This is a genomic window from Acidimicrobiales bacterium, from assembly GCA_033344915.1.
In the GTDB taxonomy this organism is placed as follows: Bacteria; Actinomycetota; Acidimicrobiia; order Acidimicrobiales; family Aldehydirespiratoraceae; genus JAJRXC01.
Genome location: JAWPML010000001.1, coordinates 968,859 through 995,134, shown reverse-complemented (window position 1 = coordinate 995,134; position 26,276 = coordinate 968,859). Strand labels below are relative to the sequence as shown.

General features: G+C 71.1%; 24 protein-coding genes. 10 read left to right on the top strand and 14 right to left on the bottom strand.

Annotated elements, in window-relative coordinates; genetic code table 11:
• Positions 1 to 2: 2 nt before the first annotated feature.
• Both R8F63_04775 and R8F63_04770 read right to left on the bottom strand, forming a co-directional pair.
• Positions 3 to 563, bottom strand: coding sequence for a TIGR03086 family metal-binding protein (locus tag R8F63_04775; protein MDW3217907.1), 561 nt, complete (start codon positions 561 to 563; stop codon positions 3 to 5).
• 189 nt (positions 564 to 752) lie between these two features.
• Positions 753 to 1,613 (bottom strand): hypothetical protein, encoded by an 861-nt coding sequence (locus tag R8F63_04770; GenBank protein ID MDW3217906.1) that lies wholly within the window; start codon positions 1,611 to 1,613, stop codon positions 753 to 755.
• A gap of 59 nt (positions 1,614 to 1,672) precedes the next feature.
• Between R8F63_04770 and R8F63_04765 the strand changes: the two genes are divergently transcribed.
• A complete protein-coding gene (locus tag R8F63_04765) occupies positions 1,673 to 2,356 on the top strand; it encodes a class I SAM-dependent methyltransferase (GenBank protein ID MDW3217905.1) in 684 nt (227 codons plus the stop codon).
• 16 nt (positions 2,357 to 2,372) lie between these two features.
• Here R8F63_04765 and R8F63_04760 read toward each other — a convergent pair whose 3' ends face one another.
• The 4 genes from R8F63_04760 to lpdA all read right to left on the bottom strand — a co-directional run bounded on the left by R8F63_04760 (position 2,373) and on the right by lpdA (position 8,081).
• Positions 2,373 to 3,314, bottom strand: a complete 942-nt coding sequence (locus R8F63_04760) for a M24 family metallopeptidase (GenBank protein MDW3217904.1) — start codon at positions 3,312 to 3,314, stop codon at positions 2,373 to 2,375.
• 177 nt (positions 3,315 to 3,491) lie between these two features.
• Positions 3,492 to 5,183: a lipoyl synthase gene (gene lipA, locus R8F63_04755; GenBank protein MDW3217903.1), complete on the bottom strand. Its 1,692-nt coding sequence runs from the start codon at positions 5,181 to 5,183 to the stop codon at positions 3,492 to 3,494.
• An 11-nt stretch (positions 5,184 to 5,194) separates the two neighbouring features.
• Positions 5,195 to 6,613 (bottom strand): 2-oxoglutarate dehydrogenase, E2 component, dihydrolipoamide succinyltransferase, encoded by a 1,419-nt coding sequence (gene sucB, locus R8F63_04750; protein ID MDW3217902.1) that lies wholly within the window; start codon positions 6,611 to 6,613, stop codon positions 5,195 to 5,197.
• A 79-nt stretch (positions 6,614 to 6,692) separates the two neighbouring features.
• Positions 6,693 to 8,081 (bottom strand): dihydrolipoyl dehydrogenase, encoded by a 1,389-nt coding sequence (gene lpdA, locus R8F63_04745; protein MDW3217901.1) that lies wholly within the window; start codon positions 8,079 to 8,081, stop codon positions 6,693 to 6,695.
• 215 nt (positions 8,082 to 8,296) lie between these two features.
• Between lpdA and R8F63_04740 the strand changes: the two genes are divergently transcribed.
• From R8F63_04740 to R8F63_04730, 3 genes are all read left to right on the top strand, one after another.
• Positions 8,297 to 8,548 carry a hypothetical protein gene (locus R8F63_04740; protein MDW3217900.1) on the top strand — a complete coding sequence of 84 codons (252 nt, stop codon included), beginning with the start codon at positions 8,297 to 8,299 and terminating at the stop codon, positions 8,546 to 8,548.
• Positions 8,549 to 8,584: 36 nt separating this feature from the next.
• The gene (locus R8F63_04735) at positions 8,585 to 8,866 is read left to right on the top strand and encodes a hypothetical protein (protein ID MDW3217899.1); all 282 of its coding nucleotides are present in this window, start codon (positions 8,585 to 8,587) and stop codon (positions 8,864 to 8,866) included.
• A gap of 149 nt (positions 8,867 to 9,015) precedes the next feature.
• On the top strand, positions 9,016 to 10,725 hold the full coding sequence (locus R8F63_04730; protein ID MDW3217898.1) for a diguanylate cyclase: 1,710 nt from the start codon (positions 9,016 to 9,018) through the stop codon (positions 10,723 to 10,725).
• 4 nt (positions 10,726 to 10,729) lie between these two features.
• On the opposite strand, the gene R8F63_04725 is transcribed toward R8F63_04730, so the two are convergent.
• From R8F63_04725 to R8F63_04715, 3 genes are read right to left on the bottom strand one after another with little or no spacing between them, the layout of a single operon-like run.
• A complete protein-coding gene (locus R8F63_04725; protein ID MDW3217897.1) occupies positions 10,730 to 11,890 on the bottom strand; it encodes a PqqD family protein in 1,161 nt (386 codons plus the stop codon).
• Positions 11,891 to 11,900: 10 nt separating this feature from the next.
• Entirely contained in the window at positions 11,901 to 13,295 is a 1,395-nt protein-coding gene (locus R8F63_04720) for a hypothetical protein (GenBank protein ID MDW3217896.1), read from the bottom strand.
• The gene (locus R8F63_04715; protein MDW3217895.1) at positions 13,292 to 15,031 is read right to left on the bottom strand and encodes a division plane positioning ATPase MipZ; all 1,740 of its coding nucleotides are present in this window, start codon (positions 15,029 to 15,031) and stop codon (positions 13,292 to 13,294) included. The genes R8F63_04720 and R8F63_04715 overlap by 4 nt, the downstream gene beginning before the upstream one ends.
• A gap of 156 nt (positions 15,032 to 15,187) precedes the next feature.
• Here R8F63_04715 and R8F63_04710 point away from each other — a divergent pair, with 156 nt between their 5' ends.
• Both R8F63_04710 and R8F63_04705 read left to right on the top strand, forming a co-directional pair.
• Entirely contained in the window at positions 15,188 to 16,279 is a 1,092-nt protein-coding gene (locus tag R8F63_04710; protein MDW3217894.1) for an aminotransferase class I/II-fold pyridoxal phosphate-dependent enzyme, read from the top strand.
• Complete coding sequence (locus R8F63_04705) at positions 16,276 to 17,391, top strand: glycosyltransferase (protein ID MDW3217893.1); 1,116 nt, start codon at positions 16,276 to 16,278, stop codon at positions 17,389 to 17,391. The genes R8F63_04710 and R8F63_04705 overlap by 4 nt, the downstream gene beginning before the upstream one ends.
• Here R8F63_04705 and R8F63_04700 read toward each other — a convergent pair.
• Together R8F63_04700 and R8F63_04695 are read right to left on the bottom strand one after the other, a co-directional pair.
• Complete coding sequence (locus tag R8F63_04700; GenBank protein ID MDW3217892.1) at positions 17,358 to 18,530, bottom strand: glycosyltransferase family 4 protein; 1,173 nt, start codon at positions 18,528 to 18,530, stop codon at positions 17,358 to 17,360. The two genes, R8F63_04705 and R8F63_04700, sit on opposite strands and share 34 nt — an antisense overlap.
• On the bottom strand, positions 18,527 to 19,330 hold the full coding sequence (locus R8F63_04695; GenBank protein MDW3217891.1) for a polysaccharide deacetylase family protein: 804 nt from the start codon (positions 19,328 to 19,330) through the stop codon (positions 18,527 to 18,529). The genes R8F63_04700 and R8F63_04695 overlap by 4 nt, the downstream gene beginning before the upstream one ends.
• Before the next feature lie 49 nt (positions 19,331 to 19,379).
• Between R8F63_04695 and R8F63_04690 the strand changes: the two genes are divergently transcribed.
• Positions 19,380 to 20,333, top strand: a complete 954-nt coding sequence (locus tag R8F63_04690; GenBank protein MDW3217890.1) for a GNAT family N-acetyltransferase — start codon at positions 19,380 to 19,382, stop codon at positions 20,331 to 20,333.
• On the opposite strand, the gene R8F63_04685 is transcribed toward R8F63_04690, so the two are convergent.
• The gene (locus R8F63_04685; protein ID MDW3217889.1) at positions 20,294 to 21,553 is read right to left on the bottom strand and encodes a glycosyltransferase; all 1,260 of its coding nucleotides are present in this window, start codon (positions 21,551 to 21,553) and stop codon (positions 20,294 to 20,296) included. The two genes, R8F63_04690 and R8F63_04685, sit on opposite strands and share 40 nt — an antisense overlap.
• 67 nt (positions 21,554 to 21,620) lie before the next feature.
• On the opposite strand from R8F63_04685, the gene R8F63_04680 reads away from it, so the two are divergent.
• Genes R8F63_04680 through R8F63_04670 form a run of 3 tightly spaced genes read left to right on the top strand, consistent with a single transcriptional unit; the run spans position 21,621 to position 23,771 of the window.
• A complete protein-coding gene (locus tag R8F63_04680; protein ID MDW3217888.1) occupies positions 21,621 to 22,547 on the top strand; it encodes an NAD-dependent epimerase/dehydratase family protein in 927 nt (308 codons plus the stop codon).
• 1 nt (position 22,548) lies between these two features.
• On the top strand, positions 22,549 to 23,151 hold the full coding sequence (locus R8F63_04675; GenBank protein ID MDW3217887.1) for a sugar transferase: 603 nt from the start codon (positions 22,549 to 22,551) through the stop codon (positions 23,149 to 23,151).
• The gene (locus R8F63_04670; GenBank protein MDW3217886.1) at positions 23,148 to 23,771 is read left to right on the top strand and encodes an acetyltransferase; all 624 of its coding nucleotides are present in this window, start codon (positions 23,148 to 23,150) and stop codon (positions 23,769 to 23,771) included. The genes R8F63_04675 and R8F63_04670 overlap by 4 nt, the downstream gene beginning before the upstream one ends.
• Here the strand turns inward: R8F63_04670 and R8F63_04665 are convergent.
• Positions 23,687 to 24,328 carry a hypothetical protein gene (locus R8F63_04665; protein ID MDW3217885.1) on the bottom strand — a complete coding sequence of 214 codons (642 nt, stop codon included), beginning with the start codon at positions 24,326 to 24,328 and terminating at the stop codon, positions 23,687 to 23,689. The genes R8F63_04670 and R8F63_04665 overlap by 85 nt on opposite strands.
• A 14-nt stretch (positions 24,329 to 24,342) precedes the next feature.
• A complete protein-coding gene (locus R8F63_04660) occupies positions 24,343 to 26,181 on the bottom strand; it encodes a nucleoside-diphosphate sugar epimerase/dehydratase (GenBank protein ID MDW3217884.1) in 1,839 nt (612 codons plus the stop codon).
• Positions 26,182 to 26,276: the final 95 nt, after the last annotated feature.

Sequence of the window (26,276 nt, the reverse complement as noted above, 5' to 3'; positions counted from 1 at the left end):
GCTTAGGACACACTCCGTCCGGTGAAAGCAGCGACCCGGTCGAGCGCCGTCGCGTCCTCCGGGTAGGGCTGCACCTCGTCGAAGGCGTCGCCGTTGCGGGCCTCGGGCTGGATCACCATCTCCCAGGTGCCCTGGGCGAAGCCGGCGAGATCATCGCTCGCCGTGATCGGTTGCCCCGTGGCCCGGGCGAGATCCCAGGCGTGGACGAGCACGTCGGACACCGCGACCGACATCGGGACGGCGCCCGGCACCTCGCCGAACGGCGTCTCCCGGACGAGCCCGAGGTTCTCCGCCGTCGCCGCCGCCTGGAGCGCGGCCTTGCCGTCGTGCCATCCCTTCACCGGGCCCTCGGCCAGATGATCGGTGCCGTCGGCCGGGATCTTCTCGGGCTGACCCGACACGATCGCGCCCACGAACTTGCACGTGTTCACGGTGTGGTTCATCAGGTCGTGGACCGTGAACTTCTTGCACGGCGTGGTCATCTCGCGGTGCTCGGGGGTGAGGCCGGCGACGAGGCCGTCCATGATCGAGACGGTCTCGGTGAGGGCGTCTTGCACTTCCATCGGGGTTCTCCTGGTCGACGAGATCACAGTCTCGCGCGTTCGGTACGGTTTTTCAACCGAACAACTGTTTGACCGGTCGATCGCCGATGAGGTCGACCGCCTCGTCAGTTTTGGTTGACACGTCGTCCCCCGCGTCAAGCAAAACTGACGACGAGGTCGCTCGCCGAGGCGCTTCCGGGATCGCCGTCGTCACAGATCGGTGTCGAGCAGGATGCGGGCGACGAGGTCCTGCCCGAACGCGGTGAGGATCGCGAGGTACATCAGCCCGGTCGCGGCCATGACCGCGCTGTACTCGCGCTCCCGCAAGGCCGCGCGGGTGACGAAGACGAGGCCGATGGTGGTGACGACACAGGCCACCCAGAACCAGCCGAGAAGGCCGTTGTAGGCATCGTCGATGGTGCCATTGAAGACGGACACCATGCCGGTCGGAATCAGCATGGCGATCGTCTCGGGCACCCAGAGAATCCCGGTCCAGCGCACGAGCTCGTGGATGGGGGCCCGGGCGAGACCCGGCTGCACCAGATACCAGTGGCCGAGGAGCATCGCGTCGGTGACCGCGCCGAGGAAGAGCGCACTGGTGAGGCCCCGGAAGATCGACAGCAGCACCGGATCGCCGGCCGCGATGGCGCCGAACAGCACGGCGACGAGACCGATGACCGCCGTGACGAGGTCGAGCTCGGGCGGGAACTCCGGCGCGTCCTTGTCGAAGCGCTGCTCCTCCCGATCGATGCCGGTCATCGCCGCGACCCGTTCGCTCCGGCGTTCGACCACCTCCCGCTGGCCCGCCACCCCGGCGCGCCGGCGCAGTACGGAGACGACGAGGGTCACCACCCCGGCGATCACGAACACGATCGTGGCGATCTCGCGGGTCCAGGTCGCCCCGGCGACGAACCCGGCGACCAGTGACCCGGCCCCCAGGGCGAGGAACGTGGCCCGCTGGAGCCATCCGTAGCCGAGCCCGACCTCGCGACGGCGGGTCGTGACCCAGAGGAACAGCCAGCCTCCGGCCGCCCACTGGAGCAGAACGGTCGCACCGTCGATTCGGATCACGGCGCCAACGTATCGTTTGGCCCTGTTCGGCCCTCAGGCCGGGCGGTATCGTCACCCGAATGGACCTGTGGGAGACGTGGGAGTCACAGAGCGGCCGCGGATGCGTGAAGCTCGATTCGTTCCCGGCGGCCCAGCACCACCATCTGCGCCGGTTCCAGGGCTCGGCCGCCCGCATGCTCGAGATCGGCGTCCTCGCCGGTGGCTCACTCGAGATCTGGCAGCGCTACCTCGGCCCCGACGCGACGATCGTCGGCGCCGACATCTCCCCGATGGCGAGGGCGAGCGCGCCGGACTTCACGGTGCACATCGGCGACCAGGCCGACCCCGAGTTCCTGCGCCGCATGGTGGAGGAATCGGGCCCGTTCGACATCGTGATCGACGACGGCGGGCACGAGATGCACCAGCAGATCACCTCGTTCGAGGTGCTGTACCCGCTGCTCAACGACAACGGCGTCTACATCGTCGAGGACACCTGCACCAGCTACTGGGACGAGTTCGCCGGCGGCGTCGGCGAACCCGGGACCTTCATCGAGTACGCGAAGGGCAAGGTCGACGAACTCAACGCCGATTTCACCCCCGACATCGAGGCCGGCGACTTCACCCGCTCCACGACGAGCGTGACCTTCCATCAGGGCATGGTCGCCTTCGAGAAGATCCCGAACGCACCGACGCAATACCTGCTGTGCCAGGACGGCACCCTGACCCGCAAGGGAATGCGCTACCAGACCGGGTGGGTCGACTGACGCCGACGGCCCCTGGTCAGGCGGTCACGACCGCCAGATGGTGGTCCACCGTGTTGAGCGAGTCGGGACCCGCGTCCGCGGCGACGACGATGTCCTCGAGGCGCATACCCCAGCGTCCCGGCATGTAGATCCCCGGCTCGATCGAGAACGCGTTGCCGGCCACCAGGGGCTCGGCGTTGCCCTCGACGATGTAGGGATCCTCGTGGGCCTCGACGCCGATGCCGTGTCCGGTGCGGTGGATGAAATAGCTCCCGAACCCCGCATCCACGATTCTCTGGCGTCCGGCCCGGTCGACGTCCTGCGCCGCAGTGCCCACCGTCGCGGCCCGCACCGAGGCCGCCTGGGCCTCGTGCAGCACGGCGTAGGCCTCGATGAACTCGCGCTCGGGGCGCTCCCCCACCCACACGCAGCGGGTGATGTCGGAGCAGTACCCGATGCCGTCGTCGCCGATCATGGTGCCGCCGAAGTCGCACAGCACCGCCTCGCCCTCCTGGATGACGCGTGGGCCGGCTTCGTGGTGGGGCGACGCGGCGTTCTCACCCGCCGCCACGATCGCGAAGTTCACCCGATCGTGACCCTCGTCGACGATCTGCCGACCGAGCTCGGCCGACACCCACGCCTCGGTCCGGCCCACCAGGGGGATCTCGCCGCCCTGGAGCCGGGCGGCGATCCGGTCGACGGCCTGGCTCGCGGCCCGCAGCCGCTCGACCTCCTCGTCGGTCTTCACGGAGCGGATCGGGCTCGTGATCGTGCTGGCCCGTCGGAACGACACGTTCGGCGCCGCCGCCAACAGGTCCACGAGGAACCCCGACCACATGTGGTCGCCCACCGCGGCCGTGGACGCCGAACCCATCAGCGACGTGATGATCGCGATCGGGTCCTGCATCTCCTCCCACGGGCGGATCGAGAACACGCCGTCGCGCTCGACGACACGTGGGGCCTCGAGGGCGGGAACCACCAGCGTCGCGCCGCCGTCGCGGGGACCACGAGCATGGTGATCCGCTCCAGAGGCATCGCTTCGTACCCGGAGAAGTAGGGAAGATCGGCGCCCACGGACAGCAACATGACGTCGACATCGTCGGCGACCATGCGGGCTCGGGCTCGGTCGAGGCGTTCAGCGAACATGGGGACGAGGCTAGATCGCGGCCGCCGCGTCGCGGGCGTGGTAGCTGGATCGCGTCAGCGGCGACGACTCCACATGGGCGATGCCCACCGCCTCACCGAGCGCCTTCCATTCGTCGAACACCGCCGGCTCCCACCAGCGGGCGACGGGCAGGTGGTGCGAGGTCGGCCGCAGGTACTGGCCGATCGTGACGATGTCGACCCCGACGGCGGCGAGGTCGCCGAGCGTCTGGACGACCTCGTCGTACGACTCCCCCATCCCGACGATGATCGACGACTTCGTGGTCAACCCCGCGTCCTTGGCCCGCGCCAGCACCGAGAGGCTCCGGGCGTAACCGGCCGACGGGCGCACCGCCCGCTGGAGTCGGGCGACCGTCTCGATGTTGTGGTTGAACACGTCGGGCGCGGCGGCGAACAGCGTGGCCAGCGCGGCGTCGTCCCCCTTCACGTCGGACACCAACACCTCGACCTGGCAGCCCGGCACCCGGTCGCGGATGGCGGCGACGACGGCGGCCACGTGAGTGGCGCCGCCGTCCTCGAGGTCGTCGCGGGCGACCATGGTGACGACCGCGTGGCGCAGGCCCATGCGTTCGACGGCGTCGGCGAGGCGGCCGGGCTCACCGGGATCGGGGGGCGCCGGCTTGCTCGTGTCGACCACACAGAACCCGCAGGCCCGGGTGCAGCGCTCGCCGAGCACCATGAAGGTCGCCGTGCCGTCGTTCCAGCACTCGGAGATGTTGGGGCAGCCGGCTTCCTCACAGACCGTCACGAGGTCGAGCTCCCGCATGGTCGCCTTGATGCGTCGGTACTCGGGGCCGGTGTCGAGCGGCACCCGCATCCACTCCGGCTTGCGGGCCCGGAGCCGCACCGGCGAATGGGAGGTGGCACCGGCATCGTCGAGCCGGGCAATCAGCCGGGGGGAGGTGCCGTCGGCCTCCGCGCCGAATCCGACGCCGTCACGACCGACCGGCGTGCCTGCTCCCTCCCCGCGGGTGAACGGCGCGAGGTCGGCTGGGGCGACGCGGTGGGCGACGCCCGCCCGGTCGATGGCGGCGTCCGGCGTGAACCGCGCCGCGAACGCCGCGACGATCCGGTGCTCGAGTTCGGCCGGGTCGATCTCGATGCCCTCGCGGGCCAGCGAGGTGACCCCCTTGTCCGTGATCCCGCAGGGCACGATGCGATCGAACCACGCCAGATCGGGGTCGACGTTGAGGGCGAAGCCGTGCATCGTGCGGGCCCGGGCGATGCGCACGCCGATGGCCGCGATCTTGCGCGGCCGCAGGCCGTCGACGTCGACCCACACACCCGTACACCGGGGCAGGCGGCCCGTGGCGAGACCGAGATCCGCGAGGACGTCGATCAGGACCTGTTCGAGCCCGTCGACGTAGGCGGCGGTGTCGGCCATGCCGCCCCCGCGTCGGCCCGGCAGGTCGATGATCGGGTACCCGACGAGCTGGCCCGGCCCGTGGTACGTGATGTCGCCGCCACGATCGGTCGCCACGACATCGCCGCCGAGCGCCGCGATCTCGTCACGATCGAGCAGGAGATGGGCATCGGGGGTGCGCTTGCTCGTGGTGATCGTGTGGGGGTGCTCCAGCAGGAGCAGGTGATCCCCGTCACCCGCGAACAGGGCGCGTTGCAGGGCCAGCGCATCTCGATACGCGACCCGTCCGAGCCACCGGACCCGCAGGGTCCGCTCGGCCACGGCGGCGGCGGTCAGCGGACCTCCGCCTCCCAGTCACGCGTCTCGATGATCTCCTTCACGCGATGCATGAAGGCCGCCGCGTAGGCGCCGTCGAACGCCCGGTGATCCCAGGCCATCGCCAGCACGCCGACCGAGTGGATCGCGATCGACTCGTTGCCGTACTCGTCGGTGACGACGACCGGCTTGCGCTGCACGCCGTCGGTCGAGAGGATCGCGACCTGCGGCTGGTTGATGATCGGGAACTGCATCATCGTGCCGTACTGGCCGGCGTTGGTCAGCGTGAAGGTGCCGCCGGAGAGATCGTCCGGGCGCAGCTGCTTCGTGCGGGTGCGGGACGCGACATCGACGATGTCGCGGGCGATCTGGCGCAGGCGTTTGCCGTCGGCGCTCTTGATGACGGGGGCGAGCAGGCCCTCGAAGTCGATGTCGACCGCGATCGCGAGGTTGACGTCGTCGTGCACGACCAGATGGTCTCCGCCGAAGCTCGCGTTGAGGTGCGGATACTCCCGCAGGGCGTCGATCACGGCACGGGCAATGAACGGCAGATAGGTGAGGCTGAACCCCTCCTCGGCCTTCCAGCCGGCCTTGACGGCCCGACGGACGTGCTCGACCCGCTCGTAGTCCACCTCCATGGCGGTGAGCACGTGGGGCGATGTCTGCTTCGACATGACCATGTGCTCGGCGGTGCGGGTGCGAATGTTGTTCAGCGGCACGACCTCGTCGCGCGCGGCCACCGCGGGCACCGGCGCCGCGGTCTCGGCCGGCGGTGCCGGGGCGGGCTCGTTGCTCGCGGCGGGGGCCGGCTCGGGTTCAGCTTGCGGGTCCGGTTGGGGCGGCGACGCGGCGGGCGCAGCCGGCGCGGCGGGGGCCTCGGACGAGCCGTCCCGTATGACCTGTTCGACATCGGCTCGGGTGATCCGGCCGCCGATCCCGGTGCCGGTGATCGCCGCGGGGTCGAGCCCGTGATCGTTGATCAGGCGCCGGACGACGGGCGAGAGCACCAGCCCGGGTTCGGCGGACGCGACCGGAGCCGCCTCGGGAGCAGCCGCGGGCTCGGGGGCGGGCGCGGGGGCCGGGGCCGGTGCCGGTTCGGGGGCGGGTGGCGGCGGGGGCGGCGGGGGTGGCGGCGGCGCGGCGGCGGCCGGAGGCGCCGCGGCCGCTGGTTCGGGCGCGGCGGGAGCGGCCGGCGCAGCATCGGCGTCGCCGATGCGGGCGAGTACCTGGCCGACCTCGACCAGGTCACCCTCGACGGCGAGGATCTCCGTGAGCGTGCCCGCGGCGGGAGACGGCACCTCGCTGTCGACCTTGTCGGTCGAGATCTCGAACAGGATCTCGTCGAGTGCGACCTCATCCCCGACCTGCTTGAACCAGCGGGTGATCGTTCCCTCGGTGACCGTCTCGCCCAGCTGGGGCATCGTCACGTCAGCCATTTGTTCCTCTCTCTCGAGCGTCGCGACGCGGCGGGTTCGGACGCGATGAGCATGATTCGTAGGGTAGAGCGCCCGGACCTCATCCGTGGAGTGAACGTCCGGTCAGCGACAGGACCGTCTCCCCGAAGAGCTCCGACATGGTCGGGTGGGGCTGGATGAAGGCGGCGACGTCGTCCACCGTCGCCTCCCAGTTGACGGCGAGATAGCCCTGCCCGAGTTGCTCGGTGACCCAGGGCCCCACCATGTGGACGCCGAGGATCCGCCCGGCGGTGCCGTCGGACCGCTTCTCCGCGATCACTTTCACGATGCCGTCCGTGTCGCCGACGATCTTGGCCCGGCCGTTGCCGATGAACCGGTGCGAGGAGGTGACCACGTCGAACCCGGCGGCCCGCGCCGACTCCTCGGTGTGACCGGCGAAGGCGACCTCCGGGTGGCAGTAGATGCACCAGGGGGTGCCGTGGTGGTCCAACGGAGCCGGTGCCTCGCCGAGGATGTCACGGATGGCCAGCATCCCCTCGGCGAACGCGACGTGGGCGAGCTGCGGGGTGTTGATCAGGTCACCGACGGCCCAGACCCCCGGTTCCCCGGTGCGACACCGGTCGTCGACCTCCACGAACCCGCGCTCGTCGACGGCCACGCCGGTGCCGTCGAGCCCGAGCAGGTCGGCGAAGGGGCGGCGTCCGACGGACATGACGATCGTTTCGACATCGACGGACTCGCCCTCGCCGAAGGCGACCGTCGTGTGGGTACCGGACGGGTCGGGCGTGTGGCCCGACACCATCACGCCGGTGCGAACGGTGATGCCCCGCTTCTTGAACGACCGCTCCACGACCTTCGTGGCGTCGGCGTCGCAGCCGGTGAGGATCTGCGGCATCGCCTCGAGGATCGTGACGTCCACGCCGAGATCGCCCATCATCGACGCGAACTCGCAGCCGATGGCGCCGCCACCGATCACGGCGGCCCGCGCCGGCAGTTCGTCGATCGAGAGCACCTCGTCGGAGGTCAGCACGAACCGACCGTCCACCTCGAAGCCCGGGATCGTCCGCGGAAGCGAACCGGTCGCGAGGATGACGGCCGGCGCGGTCAGGGTCTGGTCTCCGCTCTCGCCGCCGGTCACCCGGACCTCGTGCGACGCGCCGAGGGAACCGGCGCCGTCGTAGATGGTGACCTTGCGTCCCTTGAGCAGGCTGGTGACCCCACCGGCCAGCTGATCGACGATCGTCTGCTTGCGGTCCATCGTGACCGACCAGTCGACGGTCGGCGCCGATGCGTTCACGCCGAAGTCCGCCGCGTCACGCACCGTGCGGAAGACGTGGGCGGTCTCGAGCAGCTCCTTCGCCGGGATGCAGCCGACATGGAGACACGTGCCGCCGACCTTCGACTTCTCGATGAGGCCGACGTCGAGGCCGATGCCGGCGCCGTAGAGGGCCGCGGCGTAGCCACCCGGGCCACCACCGATCACGATCACGTCATGTTGTGCGTCGATGGGACCAACCTCCTGAGGTGAGCTCGCTGGGCGACATCATCGCATGATCATCACGAGCTGGACGGCCCCGGCGACGAGGATGAGCAAGCCGGTGAGGAGCGCAGTGATGATCAGCTTGCGGGTGCTCATGGCAGTGTTCCGGGTCTCGTCGACGGGGCGACTCCAGTATGGGGCCCCGATGCGTAAGCTTGACCCCCGTGCCGCAATCTCGTCGCTTCCGCCGCCTGGTCGTCGCCATCGTCGGCGTTGTCGGCGCTGCCGTCCTCGCGGCCGCCTGTGGCGGTGGAGACACCGACGGTGCCGCATCCGGGAGCGAGAGCCAGGACGCGAGCGCGAGCCCGGACGCGTGGCCCCACGACTTCCAGGCCGAGCTCATCGGCGGCGGCACCTTCGACGCCGGCGACTACGAGGGGCAGGACCTGGTCCTGTGGTTCTGGGCCCCCTGGTGAACGACCTGTCGTCGTGAAGCCGGTGCGGTCGCATCGGTGCAGCAGGAGTTCGCCGGACAGGTGGACATCATCGGCGTCGCCGGCGCCAGCGATTCCGTACCCCACATGGAGGAGTTCATCTCCACCACCGGCGTCGGCGGGTTCCCCCACGTCCAGGATCTCGGCAACGACGTGTGGGCCCGTTACGAGATCCGCACCCAGCCCCGCTTCGCGTTCATCGACGACGACGGGAGCGTGGAGATCACCGCAGCCCTCGGCGAGTCCGGCCTGCGGGAGCGGATCGCGGCGTTGGCCGCAACCGACGCCGACGCTGCGTAGCGACAGGGTTCCCACGCCTCCGAGATGCCACGTATAGTGGTTGTCGGTCGGACGCACCGTGGTGGCATGGTCCTCTGCTACAACAGGGAGCAACCGCTGCGGGCCGATCGATGAGGACTGCGGGCAAGGAAGGGGCGAAGCGAGCAGACATGGAGCAGCCGTCGTTCACCGACGCCACCGAGCGCTCCTCCGACGCGAGCTCGCGCCCGCTCAGCCGCCCGGCTCGGGCCGCGGTCACCTCGCTGTGCCGCGCCCTCGAGGTGTTCGATCCGCCCGCCGCCCGCCGCGCCGCGTTGCGCGCCTACCTCGTCGACCGGCTCGCGGTCGCGGCCGGCAGCCCCATCGCCGACCGGGTCGACGCCGTCACCGGGGCTCTCGTCGCCGAGATCTCCATCGTGCTCACCCACGTCCGCCCCGTGGGCACCGTCGACATCGTTCCCGACCCGGCGTCCGCGGTGCTGTCGGCCAGCGTCCTCACCCGTCTGCCGGGCCTCGGCGGCACGGCCCGCACCGTCCGACACCAGTACGAACGCTGGGACGGCAGCGGCGGCCCCCACGGCATGCGGGGCCCGGACATCCCGCTCGCCGCCCGCCTCCTCGCGCTGGCGGCCACCCTCGTCGGCAACCCGCACCCGGGCGCGGCGCCGAACTGGACGGCGCGCCAGCGTCGGGTCGACGAGCTGCTCGGTACCGCGCTCGACCCGGATCTCGGCGCCGCCGCCAACATCGAACTCATGTCGGGCGAGGGACTCAAGAGCGACATCGAGCTCGACGAGGTGCTCGACAGCCTCGAGCGGTTCGTTCCGCCGGAGCGCGACTCGCCGGTCGAAGCCCTCGTGTCGATCGGCGCCGCGGTCCGGGCCGCCGACTCGATGCCCGACGTCCTCCTGGTGATCGCCGAGCAGGCCCGACGTGCCCTCCAGGCGAGCGGCGTGACGATCGGTCGACTCGACCACGAGGCCGGCGAATACGAGACCCTGCTCAACGTCGGGGATCTGAACGGCAAGGAGCGCTTCCCGGCCGAGGAGCGGCGCGGGGCCGACGAGCTGCCGGGACTCGAATCGATCTTCGAGGGGCAGGGCTACGTGCGGGCGACGGACGACGGCCGCGCCGACGATCCCGGCGTGGTCTCGCTCTACCAGCGCGGGCTCCGCTCCGAGGCCGCCTGGCCGATCGTGATCGGCGAGACCATCTGGGGAATCGTGATCGCGAGCACCCCCGCCGGTGGCGGCATCCTCGACCACGACGACCTCGCCACCCTGCGACTCGTCGCCACCCACATCGCCGCGGCGGTCACCCAGGCCGAACGGATCGCGGAGTTCGAGGAGCTCGCCCTGCGGGATCCGTTGACGGGGTTGGGCAACCGGCGCGTCCTCGAGGAGCGTCTACGCGACGTCTTCGCCCGTCCGCCCGTCGACCGCCAGGACGTCGCGGTCATCATGTGCGACGTGGACGGGCTCAAGGTCGTGAACGACACCGACGGTCACGCGGCCGGCGACTCCCTCCTCGTGGACGCGGCGCGGTCACTGTCGGAAGCCGCGTCCACGGTCGAGAACTCCAGCGTGTGTCGCATCGGTGGCGACGAGTTCTGCGTGATCCTCGACGGCGGCGGGATGCTGAGTGCACAGCCGATCACGGACCTCGCGCTCAAGTTGTTCGCCCGCACCGGCCACAACCGATCGTTGTCGTGCGGGATCGCGCTCGCCACCGCCGACATGGCGACCCCCGGCGATCTCCTCCGGGCCGCCGACGAGATGCAGTACGAGGAGAAGCGCCGGCGCAAGGGGCTGCCCCCGCTCGAGGAACTCCCCCAGCAGAGCGAACGACGCCGTACCCGCCGCGAACCGGGCGCCGACTGAACGCCTACTCGGCGAGAATGCGCTCGACCGCGACGACGGCCTCGGCGAGCTCGCCGTAGCCCAAGCGGTAGACGGGCACGTCGTCGACCAGCCGAACCAGCCGTTCGAAGACCGCTTGTCCGCCGGGCGCGAAGTCGAACGTCTCGCCGAGCAGGAGGTGCAGCGCCTCGTCGGCGGCGATCTCGGTGACCCGCGTCGATGCACCGGCGCGCCAGTGGGGACAGACGATCGCCGTGATCCGACTCGACTCCCCGACCGATCCGAGCCGGTCGGGGGCGATGTGCCACTCGCGACACGCGATGGCGCGGGCCAGGCCCACCTTGTCGGGCGCGGGGGCCAGGTCCGAGAACAACGGGAACGATCCGGGGTCGAGGGCGATGGCCTTCGCGTACGGTCGCACCATCTCGTCGGGGCCGACGGCCGCCGCCTCGTCGGTCAGATAGTCCATCCCGGCCCGCACGAGGGCGGTCGTCAGCGTGGACTTCCCGTGGTTGGAGGCTGCGGGGAGCAGTACGGCCGCACCGTCGCGAGCGACGGCGCCGGCGTGGAACACCAGATGGTCGGGCACGGACGCCACCGCGAGATTGTTGATCTCCGCCACCGCCCGCAGCACGATCGACAGCGGTGATGCCATCGAGGCCGTGGCGCCGTCGTCGACCCGCAGGAGCCACGCACCGTTCTCCCCGGCCCGGATCGAGATCTCGTGGGTCGGGGTGTCGTCGGACGCGAGGGGTGCGAGTACGGCGGCAACGACGGCCCCGATCTCGGCATCGTCGCTGCACAGGCGCACGCGGGCATCCAGCGCCGCGAAGCAGCCGCGGGCGCCGTCGGCTTCCCGGCCGGGCACGAACGTCGACGGCGCCGTCGGACGCGCCGGCGCGAACCGGTCGTCCACACAGAGCAACCCGTCGGCGCGGAGCTGATCGAGCGAGTGCTCGACATCGCGCCGGATCGCGAGCGGATCGACGCCGAAGTCGTCGCCGAGGCGCACCGTGAGCTCGCCGACGGTGTCCACCCCCGGGAGGGCCTGCCAGATGGCGGCGGCCGACCCGTTGAGCAGATGCAGTCGACGCGTGTCGAGGTGGAAGAGGGCGAGATGGTCACCGAGCGGGGCCGCGACGACACGACGGTGGGGCTGCGGGGCGGCAACCGGTGCAGTTCTCATGACACGACTCTCATGACACGACCTCCGAGGTCGGCCGACGGGCGTTCTCTGGCGCCACCCCGTGGTCGGGACGGCGACGCTCACGGACACGCTCCTTCGCCGTCGGCAACGCAACGACGAGCAACACGAGCGGCACCGTCATCACCCGCTGACGAACGAGGATGCCGAAGTTCCCGATGGCGGAGAACAGATAGACGAAGACCAGCGTGAACCCGACCGCGTAGGCGATGTAGGCCTCGTCGCGGATGGTGCGCGCCGCGGCAATTAGTCGGGGCACGGACGCGAGCACGAGCACGGCCAGCACCATCGCCTCCAGCGACGTCACGATCATCGCCATCGACGATGCCTCATGAGGCAGGGGTCGGAAAAGGACCGTCACGAACCCCCACGGGTACTCCGACGGGCCGTCGATGCGGGCGGCCGTGAAGAAGGACCCACCCTGCGACGATCGGCTGTTCACGAGATCGAGCGCGGCCGACAGACCGGACGGGTTGAGCCCGTCGATGTCGAGGAGGGATTCGACGGCGTCGGACGCAACCGAACCACCCACGAGGAGCAGGCCGATGAGGGAGAACCGGCCGAAGTTGCCGAGCATCCCCCGGCCGGGCGCACGGATGACCAACGCGATGATGAGAGCCGTCACCGCGATGAGCGCGACGTGGGGCCGGATCAGACCCGCTCCGAGCAGGCCGACGGCCACCATGCCGAAGGCGCGCATCTCCCCCTGCATCAACCGGGCCGCGCCGTAGGCGAGGACACCGAGGGAGAGAAGCATCAGCGATTCCTTGCCGATGCTGGACGGCCAGTACACGAGGGACGGCCAGAACAGCAGCAGGATCGCGTACCGCTTCCCGTCGAGTTCGGGCAGACCGGCGCGAAACGCCAGCAGGAAGCCGATCAGCCCGAGGAACCCGAGCAGCGAGAAGATCACGAAGGTCGAGAACTCGTCGCCGAAGGTGAACACCTCCACCAGGCCCGTCACGTAGCGAACCGTGCCCGTGCCCGGAACCTCCCGCCCGGTGTCGACCGTGAAGTCGAGGCGGCGGAAGCTCTCCGCGAGCCTCTGTCCGATGCGGTGGTAGTCGACGCTGTCCTCCCGCATCTCGAAGCGGGGCAGCGTCGCGAGCAGCTTGACCCCTAGGGAGAGCCGCAGCAGGCCGGCGATCTCCAGATCGGGGAAGCGGCGACCGATCCGGCCGAAGAGCGGCGACAGTGCGGCCACGGCGAGCGCGGCGACGAGGGTCCCCAGCAGCGAGGATCGACCGAACACCGGACCGGCCGCGAAGGCGACGAGCGCGAACCCGCAGGCCGCCCAGCCGAGCGGCACCGTCCACGCGAGTCGTTTGCCCGTACGAACCGGTTGGCGGGCGCTGGGCCGCGGGATCGCCGGTTCCACCGGGATCACCGACTGAGGGCTTCCTCGTCCACGGCGTCGTCGACGTCGTCGGACGTTGAGCGGCGACGGCGACGGGCGGAGGGCTCGAGGTACGGGTCGCCGTCGCTGTAGTAGTAGTCGGACGCGTTCGGCACGTCCCGGGCCCCGACGAGGGCGACGCCGAGCGGGGCGAGCCCGCGACGCTCCAGCAACTCCGAGGCGCGCGCCGCCGATTCGGCCTTCGTCTCGGACGCGTTCACGACGAGCACGACATGGTCCGCGACGCCGAGCAGTTCGGCGGCATCGTTCGTGGTGAGGATCGGCGCCGTGTCCAGGAGGATGACGTCGAAGCGCTCGCGGGCCCGCTCCACGAGTCGCCGCTGGGCGCCGACCACGTCGCTCGGCGTGGCGTCGCCGTCGTTGTCGGTCACCTGGGTGACGAGTTGCACGCCGGGCACGTCGGTCACGTTGAGGCGCTGGGGGTTCGAGGTGCCGCCCAGGTAGCGGTGCAGACGGGGGCGGCGGAAGTCGCAGTTGACGGCGAGGACCCGCCGGTCACCCTCGGCGAGGACGGTCGCGAGGTTGGCGACGGTCGTGGTCTTGCCCTCGCTCGGTCCGGCGCTGGTGACGAGGACGACCTGGGCACCGTCACCGGCGCGGCCGTGGTCGTGGTCGATGCGGTCGGCGTAGTCGAGGGCGCTGCGCAGGGCCCGGAACGACTCGGCCGTGCGCGAGCGCGGCTCCTCGAGCGAGACGATCCGGGTGGACTTGCGGTCCCGCCGGACCAGCGGCGGGATCTCGGCCAGCACCGGGAGATCGAGGGTCGCCTCGACGTCGGACTTGCTGCGCAGCCTCGAATCGAGGCGTTCGGTGAAGACGACGAACCCGAACCCGATCGCCGCCCCCAGCAGGGCGCCCACCCCGGCTCGCGGGACGGGGCCGTCGGGAATCTCCATGCCGCCGGTGGAGGCGGGTGCGGTCGTGCCGGCCGTGCCGATCGAGTCGCCGATCCCCATCTCCACGTTGGCCCCTGCCGCGCCGCGGCGGAGCTGGGCGTTGTACTGCGATTCGCTGATCTCCACGGCCGAACCGGTCTCGAGCGTCTCGAGCGGGACGCGCGGTGGTCCCGCGAGTTCGTAGGAGGTGAGGTCCGACGTCGCCCGCTGGAGATCGCTGTTGCAGACCTGGCGATCGATCCGCAGGCTCGTGGTGCTGTCGTAGTCGCCACCGGCGGCGAGGGCGGCGTCGATCGCGGCCTGGGCACTGGTGAAGCACGCCGTGGCGATCTCGAGTTCGCCGGCGGCTCGTTCGATCCGCTCCGCGTGCATGGTGTCGGCGCCGTCCTCGAGGAACGCGATCAGGCTCGCGGCGAACGCATCCGCGCCCGCCTCGGCGCCGGCCGGCGTGGGATTGACCGTGCAGACCGTGAGGCTCTGGATGTCGTTGCGGACCGCGACCCGGACCTGCGTCTGGAGGGTCCCGGCATCGACGCCCAACGTCTCGGCCGTCTGGGCGGGGATGTCGCCCTGGGTCACGCGCTGGGCGGTCTGGGCCAGGTTCGGGTCGACGACCTCGTGGATCCGCGACAACGACGAATCGACGAGCAGTGTGTGGCACGCGTCGTAGTACACCGTGGGCACCGGTGCCGGGGCGGCGTCCTCCGCCACCGCGGCGCTGGCGGCCCCGAGTGAGGCGCCGACGACGGCGAGCAGGACGAGCGGACGCCAACGGCGTCGAATCGTGCGGATCAGCTGCTGGGGTTCCATGTGTTCGTGGTCTCGCCCACCCGTCGGGCCCCTCTCTCGTCTCCCTCGAAGACGCGAGAACGGGCTGTGCTTGTGCGACGCTTTGCCTGTCGGCACGTAATCCGCCTACATGAGCCGAAGGACCCAATGGGCCGCATCCATTTGTCACCCCCGCACATGACCGATGTCGAGCGGGATCTGCTGCTCGGCGCGTTCGACGCGAACTGGGTCGCGCCGGTGGGTCCGGATCTCACGGCATTCGAGGAGGAGTTCGCCACCGCGCTCGGCCACGACCACGCCGTGGCGCTCAGCAGCGGCAGTGCCGGGCTCCATCTCGCCCTGGTGGTGAGCGAGGTCCGGGCGGGCGATGTCGTGATCGTGCCCTCGTTCACCTTCGCGGCCACCGCCAACGCCGTGCGCTATGTCGGCGCCGAGCCCTGGTTCGTGGACAGTGAGGCGGCGACGTGGAATCTCGACCCGGCCCTCGTCGCCGAGGCCGTCGACGCCGCCCACGAGGCGGGCCGCCGGGTGGGCGCCGTCGTGACCGTCGACCTCTACGGCCAGTGCGCGGACCATGCGGACATCCGGAGCCTCTGTGACCGTCACGGGATCCCGCTGATCGAGGACGCCGCTGAAGCGGTGGGCGCGACCTTCGGCGGCGATCCGGCCGGCTCGTTCGGCGACATCGGTGTCTTCAGCTTCAACGGCAACAAGCTGATGACCACCGGCGGCGGCGGCATGGTCGTCGCGCCCGACCGGGCCGTCGTCGACCGCATCCGCCATCTGTCGACGCAGGCCCGCCAGCCCGCCCTGCACTACGAGCACACCGAGGTCGGCTACAACTACCGACTCTCGAACGTGCTCGCCGCGATCGGCCGGGGGCAGGTTTCCCGACTCCCCGAGATGATCGCTCGCCGAGCCGCGATCCGCACCCGCTACGCCGACGCTCTCGACGGGCGTCCCGGCGTGGGACTCAACCCGCTGGACCCCCGCGGGCAGCCGAACCACTGGCTCACCGTCGCCTGCTTCGCCGCCACCTCGGGCACGACGCCGGGCGACGTCATCGCCGCGGTCGAGGCCGTGGATGCCGAGGCGCGCCCGGCGTGGAAGCCGATGCACCTGCAGCCCGTGTTCACCGGCGCGCCGATGTTCGGTGGTGCGGTGTGTGAAGCCGCCTTCGCGACCGGCGTGTGTCTCCCGAGCGGTTCCTCGATGACGGACGCCGACGTGGATCGCGTCGTCGATGCCGTGCTGTCCGCGCTCCCGTGACCTCCCCCGTCCGAGTACTCCACCTGCTCAAAGGACTGGGCCCCGGCGGGGCCGAACGCCTGGTCGTCGCCCAGGCCACGGCAAATGGGGCGTCGACCCGCCAGCGCGTCGCCTACCTCGTGCCCGCCAAGGACCATCTGGTCCCCGAGCTGCAGGCCGCAGGCGTGCGGGTGGACTGCCTCGAGTCCGCGAGCGCGGCGCGCCTCGGGTGGATGGGACGGCTCCGACGGCTCCTGCGGACCGACCCGGTCGACGTGCTCCACATCCATTCACCGGCACTCGCGGCGATCGGCCGGCTCCTGGTGCGCACGGTGCCGAGGGCCGCTCGACCCGTGGTGGTGGGCACGGAACACAACCGCTGGCCGCGCCATCATCGCCTCACCCGCCTGGCGAACCGGCTCACCATCCGTTTCGAGGCCGCGACCATCGCCGTCAGCGCGGACGTCGCGTCCACCATCCGAGGTGCGTCGTCCGGCCAGGTCCGGGTGATCGAGCACGGGATCGACACGCGGGCGGTCATGGCGGCGGCCGACCGGAACGGGGTGCGCGCCGAGCTCGGCCTCGCCGCCGATGACGTCGTCGTCGCCTGCGTCGCGAACCTGCGCCGCGAGAAGTCACTCGACGTCCTCGTCGAGGCCGCCCGCCTCGCCTGCCGCGACGACGACCGTTTGCGCTACGTCCTGATCGGTCAGGGTCCCCTCGCCGACGAACTGGACGGATGGATCGCCGCGGCCGATCTCGGTGACCGCTTCCGGGCGCTCGGCTACCGATCCGACGCCCCGCGGGTGCTGAGCGGGGCCGACATCTTCACACTCTCCTCGACCCACGAAGGTCTGCCCGTCGCGATGATGGAAGCGATGGCGCTCGGCCTGCCGGTCGCCGCCACCGATGCCGGCGGCGTGGCCGACGGCGCCGGGGACGCCGGCCTCATCTGCGCAGTGGGCGATGCCGCCGCGCTCGCGGCCAACCATGTGCAGCTGGCGAGCGACGAAACACTCCGCTCCCGTCTGGGCGCGGCCGCGTCGGCCCGGGCCGCCCATTTCTCCATCGACCGCGCCGTGGGCGAGATCGAGGCAGTCTACGCCGAGGCGACGGCCACGCCGGCCCGCTGACGGGCCAGCAGCCAGTCATAGGTCCGCAGCGTCGTGGCGATCACGTCACGCTCGTCGAAGTACCGGCACGCCCGCTCGCGGGCGGCCGCTCCCGTCCGGCGACGGCGATCGTCGTTTTCGATGAGCGGGACGAGAGCGCGAGCGAACGCGTCCACGTCGCCGACGGCGAACAGCGCACCGGTGCGGCCGTGGGCGACCACCTGGCGGCACCCCCGGACGTCCGACGCGACAACCGGCAGTCCCATGGCCGAAGCCTCCATCGCCGAGCGGGGGAATCCCTCCCGGTGCGAAGCGAGGGCGAACACGTCGAACGCCGCGTAGAGGTCCACCATGTCGTCTCGCCGGCCGAGGAACACCACGCCGGCGGCCTCCGCCGCGGCGCGGGCCTCGGCGTCCACCGCCCCGACCTTGTCCGGTTCGTCGGGGCCGACGACGACGAACCGGCAGTCACGATCGCGGAGCCGCTCCGCCGCGGCGAAGACCGTCCGGTAGCCCTTCTCCCACACGAGGCGGCCGACGACGCCGATCACCGTGGTGTCCGGGCCGATCCCCCATGCGGACCGAAGCCGGTCGCGGGTGCCGGGGTCGACGGCGGCCGGATCGAAGCGGGCGAGATCGACACCGTTACCGAGCACCGTCATCTTGCGATGGGGCACGCCGGCGTGTCGGAGGGCATCCACGTCCTCCTCGTTCTGGAGGAGTTCGGCGTCCGAGCACGTCGTCGCCAGGCGTTCGAGTCCGTAGACCAGGGCCCGCTTGGCGAACCGGTCCTCGGGCAGGGCGTAGAGGCCGTGGACGGTGTTGACGACGTGGGGCACGCCGGCCGCCCGCGCAGCGACGCGACCGAGGACCCCCGGCTTCGGGTTGTGCGTGTGGACGATGTCGGGCGAGAGCCGGCGGAACACACGCCGGAGGTCGTTGAGCGCGCGGAGATCCTGCGCCGGGGACATCGCCCGCGTCAGCGACGGCACGGCCACGTGGCGGATACCGGCGGCCTCGAGTGATGCCACGTGGGGGCCGGGCGCCGACACGCCGATGACGTCGTAGCCGGCCCGCCCGAAGGCCTCGAGCTGTGGGCGCAGGAGCCAGTCGAGGCTCATGTCCGTCGTCGTGACGTGGACCAGACGGGCACCGGTCATGTGGTCGCTCCGGCGTAGCGGCGCCGATTGACCAGACGCCGGACGTCGTCCTCCCACCCGAGACCGCCCGCGAGCTTGCGGGCGAAGAACCGCTCCCCGTCCGTGGTCTGGATGGGTGTGCGGTGGAGGCGGTGCACGTCGCCACCCGGCGGATTGGCACGTGTGCCGGCGATCGCCGCGCTGCGGAAGCGGGCCCGAACCTCGCGCTCGGCCTCCGCCGTCGGGGACAGCGCCTTGGGGTAGGCGAAGTGCTCGGCGACCGTGCCGAGCCGCTCGCCGATCAACCCGATGGACCGATCGAGGTCGTCCGCCACGGAAGCCACGTCGAGTCGATCGAGCAGGATGTGGCCGTGGGTGTGTGAGCCGATGGTGACGAGCCCGGAGGCCACGCAGTCGGCCAGACCTCCCCAGCTGGCCGGACGGCCGTCGTCGGGGAAGTCGATGCCGTCCTCGACGTGCCCCGTCGCGACATAGAGCGTCGCCGGCACCGAGTGGCGGTCGAGCACGGGGAGCGCCTCGTCCACGAAGTCGGCCGTGCCGTCGTCGAACGTCACGACGACCCGGCCGGCCAGGTCCTCCCCGGCGGCGAGTGCGGTGACGGCGTCGTCGATCGTCAGGACGGCACCGGACGCCGCCAGCTGCGCCATCTGCGCATCGAAGGTCGGGGTCGGGAGATCCACCGTCACCGCGGTGTGGCCGCCGACGCGGTGGTAGACGAGCACGACGAGACCGGTCGCCGGTCGCCGGATGACATCGACGGCCGCGGCCGTCGTCTTCACGATGGTGGGGAACAGCGCCACGGACCCCTATCGGCACCACCGCGGCGTTTTGGACACGTAGCCTCGGGCGGTGGACCGAGCCGAGCTCGTCGTACGCCGGGCGACCGACGACGACATCCCCGACGCCATCGACGTGGCTGCCGCCGCGTTGGGTTGGGATCCGGCCGATCCCAACGAGGCGTTCTTCCGCTGGAAACACCTCGACAACCCGGCGGGGCGCTCACCCATGTGGCTCGCCCTCGACGGGGCGGAGATCGCCGGCTTCCGCACGATGATGCGTTGGAACTTCGTCGGCTCGGCCGGGCCGCGCGCCGCCGTCCGCGCCGTCGACACGGCGACCCACCCGGACCACCAGCGACGCGGCATCTTCCGGCTCCTGTCCACGACCGCAGTCGACGAGCTGACGCGCGAGGGGATCGAGTTCGTCTTCAACACCCCCAACGACAACAGCCGCCCCGGCTATCTCCGCATGGGCTGGCGGGAGGTCGGCCGCGTCCCCACCCGGTTCGCCGTCACCGGCGTCCGGGCCATCCCGCGCCTCGCACGGGCCCGCACCGCAGCCCACAAGTGGTCCGAGCCGATCGACATCGGCGAGCCGGTCGACCTCGCCCTCGACGACCTTGTCGCGCTGGCCGACGCGATGCCGGCGGTCGAGGGACTCGCCACCGACCGCACCCGCGATCATCTCGCGTGGCGCTACGGCTTCGAGCCGCTGCACTATCGCGTCGTCCGCACCGACGACGGGGCCGCCGTCGTGCGCGTCCGCCGCCGGGGCGCGGCCACCGAGGCCGTTCTCGCTGAGCTCTTCAGCCCCGACGTCGCGGCCAGCCGCACCCTCCTGCGAGCGGTCCGGCGCCGACTACCGGTCGACCACGTCCTCACGCTGGCGACGCCTCCGCATCCGGCGCCGTGGATGCCCACCCTCCCCCGGCTCGGACCGCGGCTGACCGTGCGCGACCTCGCCGGGACCGGGCCCGATCTCGATCAGTTCCGGTTCTCGCTCGGCGACATCGAGCTCTTCTGATCGACCGCGTCGGCGCGCACCAGGTCGTCGACGAGCTCACAGAAGCGCTCGGCCACGCGGGCCGGCCGCACGTCGGCTCGTCCGGCGTGCATGCGGGCGCGGTCGCCGGCCGCCATCCATTGCCGTTCGTCGTCCCACAGACGGCTGATCGCGCGGACCCAGGCATCCGGCCCCGCATCGGGATCGACGAGCGTGCCTCCGTCGCCGACCGCCTCGACGAGACCCGGGAGTCCGCTGGCCACCACCGGCACGCCGTTCGCCTGCGCTTCGAGCGCGGTGCGGGGTCGGTTGTCGATGCGGTGCGGTGCGAGCAGGATCCGGGCATCGCGGAAAAGGCGCCCCGGTCGGGGCTCGAAGGCCCGGAGGGTCACGTTCGGGTGATCGCGCACGAGGCGGTCCACGGCGGCACGGGCGGGACGGTCGAGCGTCCACGACTCCTGGAGGACGAACGGGATGTCGGGTCGCGCCGCGGCCAACGGACCGACGACGTCGAGCCCGTGCGACGGGAGCGGGTTGACGAGCAGTACGACCTCCCCGGACGGCGGCTGCGCCATCGGCGCGACCTCGACGAGGGAAGGTACGAGCGAGGCCACATGCCCGAGACGCTCCGCATCCTCGACCAGTGATCCCGAGTTCGCGAGCAGGAGGTCCGGTTGGAGCCCGGCGTGCAGATGGCCGATCGCAGTCGCCTCACGCAGGTACAGGGCGGTCGGCAGGCCACGCCGCCGGCACACACTGCGGATCGCCCGCCAGGAGACGCGACTGATACTCGACACCACGACCACGTCGGGCCGCCAGCTCCGCACCAGCGGCTCGAACGCGTGCTCGGGCGCCGGGGCGGCGTGATGCTCCACCCCGTCGACGTGGAGGGCGGCGGTTCCCGACCCGATCCGACGGCGCAGCGACTGCACGTGGGCACCGAGCCGCGAGCCCTCGAAGCGCACCGACGCGTCCGCCAGCTCCGAGAGCGCCCGACGCCGCACCCCGGTGGCGTTCGGATCCTCCACGAGGAACTGCACCGTGCGTCCCTGCTCGCGCACCGCCATCGCCAGTTCACGCTGACTGCGTCCCGAGCCTCCGGTGGTCACCGACGAGACGAAGAGCAGCCGCCGGGCGGGCGCGGCGCGGCCGTCGATGTCCGGCGCCGGGAACGAGGTGGTCGTCACCCGCATCCATCGGCCGTCGCACTGGCGCGATGAGTCGTTCGGCCCATTCCTCATGAGCACGATCCTCATGAGCGCGATGACGGCGCCGATGGAGTGGTGACGTTCTCTGGAAGGGGCTTTCATGCACGTCCTGGTCACCGGCGGCGCCGGCTTCATCGGCGCCAACCTCTGCCGCTCGCTCGAACTCGCCGGGCACACGGTCACCGCGCTCGACGATCTGTCCACGGGTTTCTCCGCCAACCTCGACGGCACCGACACGGAGCTGGTCGTCGGCACGATCCTCGATCCCGACGTGCTCGACACGGTGGTCGGACCGGCCGACGCCGTCGTCCATCTCGCCGCCCGACCGTCGGTGCCCCGTTCGATCACGGACCCCGTCGCCAGTCACCTGGTCAACGCCACCGGCACGGTCAACGTGTTGGAGGCCGCCCGCCGGGATCGCCTGCGCCATGTCATGTGCGCGGGATCGTCGTCGGTGTACGGCGCCAATCCGGAGCTCCCGAAGCACGAGGGCCTCGCCTGCCGCCCGGTGAGTCCCTATGCGGCGAGCAAGCTCGCGACCGAGTCGTACACGATCGCCTACGCCCACTCCTACGGACTCCCCACGCTCGCGTTCCGCTTCTTCAACGTGTTCGGTCCGCTCCAGGCCGCCGGTCACGCCTACGCGGCAGTGATCCCCGCCTTCGTGGACGCCGCCCTGCGGGGCGCGCCGCTGCCGGTCAACGGCGACGGCACCCAGAGCCGCGACTTCACCTACATCGACACGCTCACCTCGGTGATCGTGGACGCGGTGAACCGCCGGGTCACGAGCGACATCCCCGTGAACCTCGCCTACGGAACCCGCACGGACCTGCTGACGGTCATCGACATGATCCGCGACCTGATCGACGGTGATCTCCGCGTCGAGCACGGCCCCGTTCGGGCCGGCGACGTGCCCCACTCCCAGGCCGACCACACCCGGGTGAACGCCCTGTTCCCCGACATCGAACCGGTGCCGCTCGAGATCGGGCTCAAGGCCACGGTCGACTGGATGCGAACGGTCGTCTGACATGACGCCCGCCGGTCCCTATCGCGGCAAGCGGCTCCTCGATCTCGCGATCCTGGCGGTCGTCGCCGTGCCGGCCGCCCTGATCGGTCTCGTCTGTGCCGGGGCAGTCCGACTGTCCTCCCGCGGGCCCGTGCTGTTCCTCCAGGAACGCGTCGGGATGGACGGCACCCCGTTCGTCGTCTGGAAGTTCCGGACGATGCTCGATGGCGAGAACCCCATCATCCCGACCGATGACCGCATCACCGCGGTCGGACGCATCCTGCGCCGCACGTCGCTCGACGAGCTCCCCCAGCTCGTGAACGTGGCCCGCGGGGAGATGAGCGTGGTCGGCCCCCGACCGACGCTCGCCTACCAGGTCGAGCGCTGGAGCGACCGCCAGAAGGGGCGACTCGCGGTGCGTCCCGGCCTGACGGGCCTCGCCCAGGTGAACGGACGCAACGACCTGAGTTGGGCCGAACGGATCGAGTTCGACCTCGAGTACGTGCGGACCCAGTCGCTGCGGCGGGACCTCGCGATCATCGCCCGCACCGTCGCGGTCCTGATCGGCGGCGAAGGCACCGGGGCGACGGCTGCCGACGATCCCCTCGCGGAGGTCGCGGCATGAGCGACCGACTCGTGATCGTCGGCGCCGGTGGCCACGGGCGCGAGGCCCTCGCCATCGCGCGCGAGATCAACCGGCTCACCGACAACTGGCACGAGATCCTCTTCGTCGACGACGGCGAGACCGATGCCGACCTTCTCGACCGAGTCGACGCCGAGGTGATCGGCGGTCTCGCCGAACTGCGGGTGAACGGTGACGACCATGTCCTCGCGATCGGCGATCCGGGCGTCCGTCGCCGTCTCGATGCCGAGATCGACGGCGATGCTCCGGCGATCCCGCTGGTGTCGCTCGACGCGTGGATCGGCGACGACGTCCATCTCGACGACGGCGTCATGATCCATCCGGGGGTGACCTGCACGACGAACGTCCGCATCGGCCGCCACTCGCACCTCAACTGTGGGGCCGTCGTGAGCCACGACTGCCGCATCGGCGACTACGTGAGTGTGTCGCCGGGCGTTCTCCTCAACGGGGCGGTCACCGTCGAAGACGATGCGTTCCTCGGCACCGGCGCGATCGTGCTGCCGGGGCGGCGGATCGGTCAGGGCGCCGTGGTCGGCGCCGGGGCGGTGGTCGTGGACGACGTCGCGGCCGGCGCGACGGTCGTCGGCGTGCCCGCCCGCTGACGCAGCACCCGCCAGAGCCCCATCGAACTCGCCGCCAGGCCGGCACCGAGCAGACCCACCACGAGCGCCGGACCGAGCCGCTCGGGGCGGCCGACCGACCCGACGAGGGCGGCACACAGGGGTAGGAGCACGAGTGCACCCGCGGCTCGGTGGGCCGGGAGTTCGCCGCCGCGCCGCATCGCCACGACGGTGGCCCCGGCGACGGCCGCTCCGGCGATGAGCGGGGCCTCGGTGTCGGGCACCATCGCCCAGATCCCTGCGAGAGCACCCACGGTCAGGACCGCGACGGTCCGCGGGCGCAGCGGGCGACTCGCGAGCAGCGCCGCGGGAGCGACGATCAGGGCGATCACGCCCAACGGCTGGCCGCGCGCCGCGACCGCATCGGCGAGCACCGTCCCGTACCGCCACCGCAGGAGCCACCAGGCCGCGGCGAGCACGCCGACGATCCACGCGAACGAGCGACGGCGGAAGGCGATGCCCACCGCCACGCCGGCGACGAGGGCGAGAACGGCGTCCTCCGGATGGAGGGGACCGTCGGGAATCAGTCGACCGAGCACGGGCGAGCGACCGGTCAGAGCGTGACGGACTCGGCCGTCACGCCGGGCCGGCAGAGACTGATCATGGCGTCGCGCAGCTCGTCGGCATCGTCCACGTCGAGGGGGCTGAGGCCGAGGGGCGACTGGGCGGGGACCCGGCAGTGCGAGATGAGCGGGTGCGCATGCCGGTCGTCGGCCTCCGCCTGACCGAGGAGCACCTCGTGGAGCTTCTCGCCGGGACGGAGGCCCGTGAACACGATGTCGATCGGTCGGTCCGCCTGGGCGGCCAACCGCCGGGCGACATCCACGATCTTCACCGGCTCCCCCATGTCGAGCACGAGCGCCTCGCCGTCGAGTCCGACGGCGCCGGCCTGCACGACGAGCTGGACCGCCTCCGTGACCGTCATGAAGTAGCGCGTCACGTCGGGGTGGGTCACCGTGATCGGACCGCCGTTGAGCACCTGTCGTTCGAACGCACCGAGCACCGAGCCGCGCGACCCGAGCACGTTGCCGAAGCGGACCGACAGGTAGACACCGTCCTCACGGGCCGCGTACCAGGACGTGAGCTGTTCGGCGATGCGCTTCGTGTACCCGAGCACGCTCGTCGGGTCGGCGGCCTTGTCCGTCGAGATGTTCACGAACCGGCTGACCCGGCTCAGCGCGGCTGCTTCCAGCACGTTGAGCGTGCCCTGGATGTTCGTCTTGACCGCCTCGGCGGGGTGCAGCTCGAGCAGGGGAAGGTGCTTCAGCGCCGCCGTGTGGAACACGACGTCAGGCTGGTGCCGGGCGAACACCTCCTTCATCCGCTCGCCGTCGCGGATGTCCGCCACGACCAGGCACTCGGAATCGAGCAGGGCGCGGCCCTCGATCGCCATCTGCACCGCGTGCAGGGCGGACTCGTCGCGGTCGACCATGATCAGCGAGTCGGGACCGAAGCGGTGGAGCTGACGACACAGCTCCGACCCGATCGACCCGCCGGCACCGGTCACGAGGACGCGTCGGCCGGTGATGTAGTCGGCGATCGCCGCGATGTCGGTGTCGATCTGGTGTCGACCCAGGAGGTCGGCCTCGGTCAGCGGACGCACGTCGTCGGCGCCGACCTTCCCGTCAATGAGCTCCGAGACGTGGGGCACGATTCGCATGTCGAGGTCGGCGGCGAGCGCCCGCGTCGACAGGTCCCGCAGGCTGTCGGAGGGGATGGACGGGGCGGCGACGATCAGCATCTCGGCCTTCGACGCCGCGGCGATGGTCGCCAACCGGTCCCGGTTGCCCAGCACCGGCACGCCGCTCACCCGCAGGTTGCGTTTGGCGGGGTCGTCGTCGACCAGCCCGACCGGGCGGTAACGGCATGCGGCGTCGGAGTGCATCGAGGTGACGACGCGTGAGCCGCCGTCACCGGCGCCGAAGATCAGGACCGGCACCCCGTCACCACGGCTGGCTCGGGTGCGGTGGAACTGCACGAGCCGCTCGACGAAGCGAGCCGCACCGGCACCACAGAACGCCGCCGGCGCGGCGGCGAGCACGACGCTCGTCGGCACCAGCCGGCTGTCGAGCAGGACATTGTTGAGCACGAAGAGTCCGGCCGACGCGACCATCATCGTCTGGGCCAGGGCCAGGCCCTCGTCGAGGCTGCCCCGTCGCCACCGGCCGCGATACAGACCGAAGATCACGCCGCCGAGCATCTGGAAGACGACCGCGAGGGCGATCGCGACGCCGAGGTTCGCGTGCGACCACGCCTCGAACGCGAAGTCGAATCGCAGGGCCATGGCCGCGAAGACGCCACCACCCCACGCAAGTGCATCCACCGCCATGAGCACCATGCCGGGTCCCCGGAGCCGAAGCTCACGGTCCCCACCCCGCATGTTGATGGACATCGTCCGTCTTCCTCCCTCGGAGACCGTGCGAGCCTCCACCCGCACCGTCGGCACGATTTGTACGGTGATGAGCGATTCCGCGGTCGCTGCGAAGG